The organism is Holdemanella porci (assembly GCF_009696075.1).
In the GTDB taxonomy this organism is placed as follows: Bacteria; Bacillota_I; Bacilli_A; order Erysipelotrichales; family Erysipelotrichaceae; genus Holdemanella; species Holdemanella porci.
On record NZ_VUMR01000005.1, the window covers coordinates 45,468 to 55,622 of the forward strand.

At 35.3% G+C, this 10,155-nt stretch carries 10 protein-coding genes and 1 riboswitch; all 10 genes read right to left on the bottom strand.

Annotated features, from left to right (window positions below):
• Positions 1-248: 248 nt before the first annotated feature.
• The 10 genes from FYJ55_RS02000 to ftsX (FYJ55_RS02040) all read right to left on the bottom strand — a co-directional run bounded on the left by FYJ55_RS02000 (position 249) and on the right by ftsX (FYJ55_RS02040) (position 9,891).
• Positions 249-911, bottom strand: coding sequence for a LytR/AlgR family response regulator transcription factor (locus FYJ55_RS02000; protein ID WP_154555413.1), 663 nt, complete (start codon positions 909-911; stop codon positions 249-251).
• Positions 912-967: 56 nt separating this feature from the next.
• A complete protein-coding gene (locus tag FYJ55_RS11245) occupies positions 968-1,225 on the bottom strand; it encodes a creatininase family protein (protein ID WP_268234126.1) in 258 nt (85 codons plus the stop codon).
• Between the two features lies 1 nt (position 1,226).
• A complete protein-coding gene (locus tag FYJ55_RS11250) occupies positions 1,227-1,646 on the bottom strand; it encodes a creatininase family protein (RefSeq protein WP_326831830.1) in 420 nt (139 codons plus the stop codon).
• A 236-nt stretch (positions 1,647-1,882) separates the two neighbouring features.
• Positions 1,883-2,185 carry an ECF transporter S component gene (locus tag FYJ55_RS02010; RefSeq protein ID WP_229771033.1) on the bottom strand — a complete coding sequence of 101 codons (303 nt, stop codon included), beginning with the start codon at positions 2,183-2,185 and terminating at the stop codon, positions 1,883-1,885.
• A gap of 114 nt (positions 2,186-2,299) precedes the next feature.
• A riboswitch (FMN riboswitch) is annotated at positions 2,300-2,418 on the bottom strand.
• 78 nt (positions 2,419-2,496) lie between these two features.
• Positions 2,497-4,470 carry an excinuclease ABC subunit UvrB gene (gene uvrB / locus FYJ55_RS02015; protein ID WP_154555414.1) on the bottom strand — a complete coding sequence of 658 codons (1,974 nt, stop codon included), beginning with the start codon at positions 4,468-4,470 and terminating at the stop codon, positions 2,497-2,499.
• Between the two features lie 49 nt (positions 4,471-4,519).
• Positions 4,520-5,935, bottom strand: coding sequence for a S41 family peptidase (locus FYJ55_RS02020; protein WP_154555415.1), 1,416 nt, complete (start codon positions 5,933-5,935; stop codon positions 4,520-4,522).
• 96 nt (positions 5,936-6,031) lie between these two features.
• Positions 6,032-6,934 carry a permease-like cell division protein FtsX gene (gene ftsX, locus FYJ55_RS02025; protein ID WP_229771034.1) on the bottom strand — a complete coding sequence of 301 codons (903 nt, stop codon included), beginning with the start codon at positions 6,932-6,934 and terminating at the stop codon, positions 6,032-6,034.
• Positions 6,931-7,617: a cell division ATP-binding protein FtsE gene (ftsE, locus tag FYJ55_RS02030; RefSeq protein ID WP_118115381.1), complete on the bottom strand. Its 687-nt coding sequence runs from the start codon at positions 7,615-7,617 to the stop codon at positions 6,931-6,933. The genes ftsX (FYJ55_RS02025) and ftsE overlap by 4 nt, the downstream gene beginning before the upstream one ends.
• A 10-nt stretch (positions 7,618-7,627) precedes the next feature.
• Positions 7,628-8,992, bottom strand: a complete 1,365-nt coding sequence (locus FYJ55_RS02035; RefSeq protein WP_154555416.1) for a murein hydrolase activator EnvC family protein — start codon at positions 8,990-8,992, stop codon at positions 7,628-7,630.
• Complete coding sequence (gene ftsX / locus FYJ55_RS02040) at positions 8,989-9,891, bottom strand: permease-like cell division protein FtsX (RefSeq protein ID WP_154555417.1); 903 nt, start codon at positions 9,889-9,891, stop codon at positions 8,989-8,991. The genes FYJ55_RS02035 and ftsX (FYJ55_RS02040) overlap by 4 nt, the downstream gene beginning before the upstream one ends.
• Between the last annotated feature and the right edge of the window lie 264 nt (positions 9,892-10,155).

The following is a 10,155-nucleotide window of genomic DNA, read 5'->3' on the forward strand; positions in this document are numbered from 1 at the left end:
AAGTCCCATTGAATGTTTTTTCTAGAGTTCCTCTAGCTTAACCTTTGGAGTCTTTTCTCCATAGCTTCAACTTTTTATAGTTAAAACTTTCCGTTTCAACTCTATGTTATTGTCATCTTCTCACCGCTCTCTTTTTGTCTTAAGAGAAGTTTTCTCTGCTCTTACTTCTCTTTACACTTTCATTATAACCAACAAAATCAAAAAGAAAAGGCAAGTGGTAAAACTCGCCTTTTTACTGGTAAAACCGGTTATTTCATCGATATCTTTCTTTTTTTTCCTCTCGAAACAGGAATCAGAACCTTGTTTATAAGCTCAACTTCATCTTTATACCAAGCAACAATATATTTAGAATTCACAATATAGGATACGTGTACTCGTAAAAAGCCAAATTCCTTAAATATATCTTCTAATGCATTCATACTGTCACGCTTATGGAAAATGCCTTTTTTTGTATAGAAATACACCATCTTTTCATTCTTTTCCAAATAGTAGATATCTTCATACGAAAGATTCATACGAACTCCATCATAATTAAATTCATACACATGACTTTGAATACATTGCGAACGAATCATTTGATCATAAGCTGAAATGTCGGCTGCGATATTTTCTTTTGAAATATAGAACACACGACTTCTTTCATCATCGCCGCGCGTCTTAATTGGATTTTCACAAACATAAATAACAATCGCATTGGAATTATCATGTACAAATACGCTTTCAATACGACTCGTCTTAAACATTTCATCAAACACAAATAATTGATACTCTTCTTCCTTCATCCGTTTTGCCAGATCACTCGCCTTTAAGTAATGACGAAAACACCAATCCTCATGCGTAAACAATTTAGATAATTGAAAAACGATGTCCTTAGTTTCTTTTTCATATTCTAATAGGGCTACTTTTATCATACTTATAATTATAAAGAGTGAACGCATTTTTATCAAATGTAAACCATTTCAAAATATTATTCTTTAAAGTCACGAATTAAAATCAAATCCTTAACAAATTCTTTTGCGCTAACACTCAAAATGATTTTACCCTTTTCCTTTATGGCTCTACTAGGATCTCCACCAATCCCAATTGGTTTTCCCTTTTCTGTGACCCAATCTGTAGCTAACCATGACAAATGTGTCTGCATTGCCGTATTTTTGGGAATTCCTTTTTCACTAGTCTTTAATTTAACCAAGTCTTCATCTATTGCCATAACCATAGATGTTTCCATTTCACCACCATGAAAACCAAAAGTATTTCCCTTTAGAAAACGTTGCCTTTACAGCTGGATGATCTAAGATTCCTGAGTTTAATACAAATGGATACACTTTAAAATCACTTCTTACTTCTCTAGAAATCAAATTTGCGACCGGTGCATTTCCACCATGACATACAAGAAAAACCATTTTTTTAAAGCTATGATAAGCTAGACTTTCACGTATGTCATACAACATATGATAGTAAGCCATAGTTTTAAATGTAATGGAGCCATAAAACTCTTTATGTTCCGTACTCAATCCGACTGGAAACAACAATAAATTTATGTCCTCGGCCTTTAACTCTTTTTCAATATAGTCACACATAGTTGTGGCAATGAGTGTATCCGAACCAAGTGGTGCTTGATTTCCATGTTGTTCTAATGCACCCCTAATGGAATCAAAACAATTGTGTTTTCTCGATCGACTTGTTCCATTTCTAAACGTGTTAATTCTTGATACTTATAAATCATACTTATTTTGCCTCATAAATCAACTTAAAGCTTGGATTTACAGAACCTACCATCTGCACAACAGAATCTAACGCATTCCCATAGCTTTGGCATATAGTGGCAAGGTAATACATGCATTACAGAAACATGCGAATACGGTACGAATTAGAATTCCAACAATTAAAGTTTTGTTGTCTTATTCATCTTCTTGTACACAAACCATGTTGGTAAAATAAATAGAACAATGCCTAAAAGATTTGCGAGTTCACCCACATAATCTGTGTTTGTTCCTACTGTCACAACTTTTACAATTAATTTAATAACTTCTACTAAAACGGCAAATACAGGACCTAAACTAAATAGAGCAATAATACTTGGTACATCACTAAAATCAATCTTGTAGAATGGTGGCATCATTGGTAAAGAGAATTCCAGTGACATCAAAGCTCCTGCAAGACCTACAAGCATCGCCGTTAATACCATCGTTTGAACATTCTATTTTTCATCTTTTTACCTCCTTTTGATTCGGATAAGCTCTTCCAAAAGGAAAACCCCAAGAAAAATCTTCCCGGGGTCTAAAAAATACAAAAAATACTTTTGTGTCTTCTACCATCCAGACTATACTGTCGGTCTTGGAATTACACCAAGTCAGCCACTTGCGTGGGTCGCGGACTTTTACCGCCGGTAGGGAATTGCACCCTGCCCCGAAGAACTCATTGAATCTATGTTCGCAAATAAAATAACACACTTATTTTCATTATGTAACTAGTTCGTCTATTTTTTTCACAATATGATTATTTTTCACCTTTCATCTCAAATAAGATATCTCTTAGTTGCGCCGCTCTTTCGAAATCTAAAGTACGAGCTGCCTCTTTCATTTCCTGCTCTAATTCTTGGATCATCTTTTCCTTTTGTTTTGCCGGCAACTTTTTCTTCTTCAAATACTTAGCCGCCATTTCCTTAGTTTCCTTAGAACGAACTACATCGTGGATTGGTTTGATGATTGTCTTAGGAACAATGCCATGTTTTTCATTGTATTCCATCTGAATCGATCTACGTCTTGCGGTTTCATCTATGGCTTCCTGCATACTTTCCGTAATTTTATCGGCATACATAATAACTTTACCTTGGGCATTACGTGCCGCACGACCAATAATCTGAATCAATGATCGTCTTGATCTTAAGAAACCTTCTTTATCCGCATCTAATATCGCAATCAAGCTGACTTCTGGAATATCCAAACCTTCTCTTAATAAGTTGATACCTACAAGCACATCATATTTACCTTGGCGTAAATCATGAATGATCTCCGTACGTTCAATCGTTGTAACTTCATGGTGTAGCCATGCTACTTTTAAATCCATATTCTTTAAATAGGAAGTTAAATCTTCGGCCATACGAACCGTTAGCGTCGTAATCAGAGTTCTTTCATGTTTTTCAATACGATCCTTAATTTCATCTACTAAGTCATCAATTTGGCCTTCAATAGGACGCACTTCGACTTCCGGATCTAAAAGACCTGTTGGACGAATGATTTGTTCAACAATTTCCCCATGCGTTTGATCCAGTTCATAATCTCCTGGTGTTGCAGATACAAAGATGGCATTTTTAATCAACCCCTCAAATTCATTAAAACGCAAAGGTCGATTATCTAAAGCACTTGGAAGTCTAAAGCCATAATCTACCAATATTTGTTTTCTTGCACGGTCTCCATTATACATGCCACGAATTTGTGGTAAGGAAACATGACTTTCATCTACCACAAGTAAGAAATCATCTGGAAAATAATCAAAGAGTGTATACGGTCTTTCGCCTGGCTTTCTGCCATCAATATGCCTTGAATAGTTTTCAATACCTGGGCATACGCCAAATTCTCTTAATGCTTCTATATCGTAGCGACATCGTTGTTCCAAACGCTCTTTTTCTAATGGTTTACCCTGCTCATCAAAATAAGCCAATCTTTCATCCAATTCTTCTTGAATTGTGTCTGCTGCATGATTGATGATATCCATACTTGTCGCATAGCCGTTAGCTGGATAAATAATATACAGCTGATAAGATTGATTGACATGTCCTGTTACTGGATCCACTTCACAGATTCTTTCCACTTCATCATCAAACATTTCAATACGGATTAAATAACGATCCGTATGACCTGGTGTGATTTCAATGACGTCTCCACGTACTCTAAAAGTCCCTCTTAATGGATCTGTATCATTACGCTTATATTGTTGATGTACTAACGCTAGCATCAATTCATTTCTTTCAATGATCTGTCCACTTCTTAAAGTAAAGATCATATGACGATATTGTTCTGGATTACTAGCACCATAAATAGAGGCAACACTGGCTACAATAATCGTATCTCTTCGTTCTAAAACACTATTTACTGCTGCCATTCTAAGCATATCCAATTCTTCATTGGTCTTTGTGTTTTTATCAATATATGTATCTGTTTTTGGCAAATAGGCTTCTGGCTGGTAATAATCAAAATAAGAGACGAAATATTCCACACGATTATGTGGAAAAAATTCTTTAAATTCAGAATACAACTGTCCCGCCAAAGTTTTATTATGTGCAAACACCAAGGTTGGTCGATTCACTTGGGCAATCACATTCGAAATTGTAAATGTTTTTCCAGTTCCTGTAGCTCCCAACAATACTTGAAACTTTTTATCTTCTTTTAAACCAGAAACCAATTCCTTAATAGCTTCTGGCTGATCTCCACTCGGTTTATATTCAGATACTAATTCAAACTGATTTTTCATACGCTCACATCCTTCATATATATATAATACACAAAAAGTAGGTTTATACCTACTTTTGTGCCTCTTCTATCGCTTTTTGTCTTTGCGTATCATCACTTGGTGTTTCATTCATCTTCAACAATACTTTTTCCATCAAAAGATCCCACGTCTTTTTATCACAATCTCCCGTTACTTCTAAACGATTGTCCTGTTGAAAACTTGCCAAAGCTTGAGAGCTGGTATTTGAAAAATATGTATCTGTTCGATCCACATCATATCCTAAATACTTCAGATATACTTGTAAAGCTTGGGCATTATCATCCACGCTGTCTTTTTTGATGACATCCTTTTTCTTGACTTTATAATAGGATGTTGTCTTCACTTCTCCAAGTTTTACTTCAACATCTGGTTTAAAACCCTTCTTATTGATGCTTGTACCTTTTGGCGTATACCAACGTGCCACTGTATACTTAAAACTTGTTCCATCTGAGAATGGTACTGTAACTTGTTCAGTACCTTTACCGTAAGATGTTGTTCCTACCGTAATCACTGTATCCCCTAAATTATCTTTTAAAGCACCAATCAGAACTTCGGCTGCACTTGCCGTATTTTCATTTTGTAGAACAACAATCTTATCCATTTTTACTTGATTGAATTCATCTTTTGTCATTTGTTTAGTGAACTTGCCATCTTTATCTTTTTCCTTGAAAACAACTGACTTTTTCGGAATCAAAGAACTCGAAATTTCCAATGCCGCATTTAAATAGCCGCCACCATTATTACGTAAATCTAAGACCAACTTTTTGATCCCCACTTCTTGTAGGCTAGACATTGCCTTTGAAAAATCTTTGCCACTATTTTCTGAGAAACTCGTTAGAATAATTTCTCCATAATCTTCGTATACGTTACATACGACCGTTGAATCAAAAGTACCTGGAATCAAATTTGTCGTATATTCTTTTCCATCACGAAGATATTTTGTCTTAACATTCTGTCCTTCATGCGCCTTAATATATTTAATGATTGTGTCCGAATCATTTTCACTACATTTTAAATCATCTAATGAAATGATTTCATCTTGGGGTTTTAAGCCTTTCTTATCCGCTGTTGAATTGATGTATACGTTGGATACGACGAAGTTTTTATTTTCATTTAAATAAAAGGAGATTCCTAATCCTACATTACTTCCTTCAAGACTGCTCGAAAAGGCTTTGGCTTGTTCTAAGTCAAAATAGTTTGTATGAGCATCTTGGTCTAGAGTTGTCATTCCATCAATAGCTTGTTCCATAAGTTTGGAATCCAAGTTTTTGATTTTATTCGAATAATACCAATCTGAATTCAAAATTGAATAAATGGTATCAAATTTTTCTTGTTCTTTACTATTTCCTGTCGTTTTTTTATTTAAAATAACTGGTATACTTATGCCTGCGCCAAAACATGCAATGCATAGTAGTGTAATCAATATTGTTTGACTTTTTTTTCTCATAAGCTCATCCTGTTCTAAAACAAAATGGGACGAATCATTCGCCCCAATAATTCCATATAGAAAGTATACGAAACAATCCTTTATTCTGCAATGTTTTTATCGTCTCATTTTCAAATATTTTCTTGCCGCAAACAAGGATGCGAACCCACCAATCAAGGCTCCTGCAAGAATGATAGAGAGTCCTACTTGAAAGCTGATTGTACTTGGTTTAAATAGGGCAAACATAGGTGTGAATAGTTTTCCGCCTAAACTTTCGTACAGCTTTTCATATCCAAAATGCACCAATAAATATGGAACGATAGATCCAAGTAGTCCAATAAAAATACCTTCGACAATGAATGGATTACTGATGAAACCATTCGTTGCACCTACTGTACGCATAATAATGATTTCCTCACTTCTTGAATCAATTGTCGTTCGAATCGTGTTATAAATCAAATATAATGATAATAGAATCAATAAAGCAACAATGCCTAAACCAATCTTTTGAATCATATTCAACATGTCTACTAAACTTGTAACGCTGTCTCCTCCAAAAGCCGTGCTGGATACGCCATCAATTTTTTGAATCTGCGCACTTGTTTTACGGATAGAAGAAGCATTCTTTACATAAACAAAGAAAGCATTGGATAAGGGATTTGTTTCTCCTCGATAGGCTTTAAAAGCATCTCCCTTTTCTTTGATCATAAGTTCAAGTTCATCATCTTTAGAGGATACTTCTACCTTTGAAACATTCTTCAATTTAGATATTTCACTCTGAATACTTGATATAGCTGTTTCATCATCAATATTCTCATTTAAAATAACGTGAATACTCAAATCTTTTTGAACATCATTCGAAAAATAATTAACGTGTAATCCAATAATCAATATCGAACCAATCAAAAGTAGGGTAATGCCAATGGCACTAATGGCAGAAAAGCACAACATAATATGTCTTTTCATTTGGAGAAAGGCATACTTCAATTCGTATAAAAAAGTACGTAAACCTTTCATCATAAACTCTTATACCCACCTTTATTCGAATCGTGAATCACATATCCTTTATCTAACATAATCGTACGTTTTTTAAAGCGGTCAACCAATACTTTATCATGTGTAACCATCATGATTGTTGTATCTAGTTTTTGGTTGATCTTTTCTAATAATGAAATAATTTCTAAACTCTTTTCGGGATCTAGATTTCCTGTTGGTTCATCCGCAATCAAAACTTTTGGTTTATTCGCAATGGCACGGCCAATCGTTACACGCTGTTGTTGTCCTCCAGATAATTCGTCTGGATAACTTCTAGCCTTTTCTTTCAAATCAACAAGCTCTAATACTTCCATTACACGTTTACGAATTTGTTTGCGTGGCATACCCACAACTTCTAGGGCAAAGGCAATATTTTCAAAGACAGTTAATTTTGGAAGTAAACGATAATCTTGAAATACGCAGCCAACATTACGTCTATAGTATGGAACTTTTCTATGTTTTAAAGCCCCTACATTAATACCATCTACAATAACTGTACCTTCATCTGGAACTTCTTCTCCATTTAGCACTTTGATCAATGTAGATTTACCAGAACCTGTGGCTCCAATCACATAAACAAATTCACCTTTATCAATATGTAAATTGACATGATTTAAAGCATGTACTCCATTGGGATATGCTTTTGAAACATCTTTTAAATCAATCATAATGTTCCTCCTAACTAAAGAACTTTTCTGGTCTTTCCCTGCAAGGCGCTGCTTTGCCAGCTTCACAAGAAGTACCTGTGCCTGACCAGCCTGTTCCCCACGCAAAATCAGCACTCGCACTAAAACGAGCTACCGCATCACTTACAGACATTGAACCTAGATTATAGACTTCAACATGTGTATGTGGCCCACTTGAATTTCCTGAATTTCCCGATAATGCGATTGCTTGTCCTTGTGAAACGCTTTGTCCTGCACTTACGTAGATTGTTTGCGACAAGTGACAGAAACTTACGGCATAAAGTGTATCATTCACATTACACAACATTTCTATTGTGTTTCCACCACCATAAGGATATCCTGACCAGTTACCCAAATAGCCTGAGTTGCTTCCTACAGGGGCTGCGGCATATAAAATAACACCGCTTGCCGGAGCTACTACAGTTGTACCAATTGGAGCTGCCCAATCGAGTCCTAAGTGCATGCCTCCACCAGGATATGCCCATGTACCTGCACTTTTACTTCCACCTTGTATAGGATGTATAAATCCAGATACGGATTCAATCGATCCTGAGAAGTTTGTTGAAATCACAAAGTCTCGAATGCTATTCATGTCCACTTGTGCGGAACGTTTCTGTGCTTCTAATTCTGTAATTTTTTTCTGATATTCTTCAACTAGTTTATTATAAGATTCCTCTAATTCACTGGCCTGCTGTTTTTGCGATTCTAATTCTGCCTTTTGACTTTTTGCGTCCTCATCTAAACGTTTTTGTTCATCTTGCTGCAAAACAAGTTCTTTCTTTAATTTATTTAACTTTTTAATTTGTGACTGATCATCTTCTGTGATTCTTTCAACTCCAGAAATACGGCGAAGCATATCACTTAAACTATCCGATCCCATGATCAAGTCTATAATCATATTGGTTCCAATCGTTGTTTGTTCATTTTTCATACGATTTTCGATTTGTTCGTTCCAAGCATCAATTTCAGCTTGTTTTGCCTGAATCTTCTCTTCCAATTCTTTAATGTTGTTTTCAATCAATTCAATCGATTTTTCTTTTTCACTTATCTGCGTTTGTAGATTGGAAACCAATTCTTTTTGTTCCTTGGCAAGCTGCTCCATTTTTGTCGTATCACTCTGCAAAGAAGCGATGCTTGAAGTATAAGCTTCAATACTGTTTTGCAGACTTTGTTTACGATTCTTCTGATATTCCTGAAATCCCTGACAAGCTTTTACGCCAGCTTGTGAAGTTTGTGCCTGACTACACTTGGCATACCAGGCTTCTGTATCCGAATAGTCTTCTGCTGAAACAGGCATGATTAATGAGCAGGCCATAGCTAAACTTAGAAAACCTGCACAGAATTTATATTTTCTCATCTTGTCCACCTCAAATATTTTCTAACGGCTAAATAACTTCCTAGCATTCCTACAACCATTCCAATCAAAAGAATGCCGCCTGAAGTACACAATACAAATGGATATGGTTTCAGCATACTCATCAAGTCACTAAAAAACATACCATTCATTACGTGGTAAAGTCCTGTATAGCCAAATATACAAATCAAAACAGGGCCTAATGCACCCCAAAAGCCGATAAAGATTCCTTCTAATACAAACGGTAAAGAAATATACCAGTTATAGGCACCAACTGTTCGCATGATCGCAATCTCATCTTTTCGTACTAAAATTGTCATTTTAATAGTATTTCGAATCAAGAATACGGCGATCAAAACCATCAATCCAACAAAGACACTTCCCCATACACGGATATTTTTAAACAGTTGAATCGTCGTGTTGATAGCACTACCTCCATATGTAGCTTGAACAACACCATCCATTTTAGCAATTTTCTTTGTCACTTTTGAAATTTTTGTGTTGTCTTTTAATTCCACATTCAAAACGTCATATAAAGGGTTCTTGTCCTCTCCCTTATATTGTTTAAACATAGCTCCGTTTTCTTTAATCAACGCATCCAATTCCTCTTCTTTACTTGAATACGTTACTTTTTTTACGGAAGCAAGCGATGAAATTGAATCGGATAATTCACTAATTCCTTCATCTTCTAGTGTTGGATTTAAAGAGACTTGAATCATAAATTCACTTTCAATTTGACTCGTAAATCTTCCGACATTCATATAAATCACAAATATAAACAAAGCCATCAATAAAGCAATGCCAATCGATACAATGGAAGAAAAGGTCATCGAGAAATGACGGTGCATGTCTTTATTGGCACTGCGTACTAATCTTGGTAAACTCTTAAAAAACAGTAACATTTTTATCACCTACATCACTAATTATAACATACCTATCAAATCAACCTACAAATCACAAAATTTCACATACACCTTCATTCTAATCCTTTCATGTGAAAACAATATTAAAACAGAAAAAAAAGATCGATTTCTCGATCTCTCAGACTGTTGACAAAGTGACTGTCGACAGTCTTTTTAAAATCTGATAAAATATCTGTGGCAGAAACGTACTTCATAAACCCAAAAATAGTCGACGTTTCTGCCATTTATTATGCCAAAAATGAT

Coding starts and splice junctions, on each gene's coding strand:
- FYJ55_RS02000 (WP_154555413.1), bottom strand. CDS start 911: ATGATAAAAGTAGCCCTATTAGAATATGAAAAAGAAACTAAGGACATC.
- FYJ55_RS11245 (WP_268234126.1), bottom strand. CDS start 1,225: ATGGAAACATCTATGGTTATGGCAATAGATGAAGACTTGGTTAAATTA.
- FYJ55_RS02010 (WP_229771033.1), bottom strand. CDS start 2,185: ATGGTATTAACGGCGATGCTTGTAGGTCTTGCAGGAGCTTTGATGTCA.
- uvrB (WP_154555414.1), bottom strand. CDS start 4,470: ATGAAAAATCAGTTTGAATTAGTATCTGAATATAAACCGAGTGGAGAT.
- FYJ55_RS02020 (WP_154555415.1), bottom strand. CDS start 5,935: ATGAGAAAAAAAAGTCAAACAATATTGATTACACTACTATGCATTGCA.
- ftsX (WP_229771034.1), bottom strand. CDS start 6,934: ATGATGAAAGGTTTACGTACTTTTTTATACGAATTGAAGTATGCCTTT.
- ftsE (WP_118115381.1), bottom strand. CDS start 7,617: ATGATTGATTTAAAAGATGTTTCAAAAGCATATCCCAATGGAGTACAT.
- FYJ55_RS02035 (WP_154555416.1), bottom strand. CDS start 8,992: ATGAGAAAATATAAATTCTGTGCAGGTTTTCTAAGTTTAGCTATGGCC.
- ftsX (WP_154555417.1), bottom strand. CDS start 9,891: ATGTTACTGTTTTTTAAGAGTTTACCAAGATTAGTACGCAGTGCCAAT.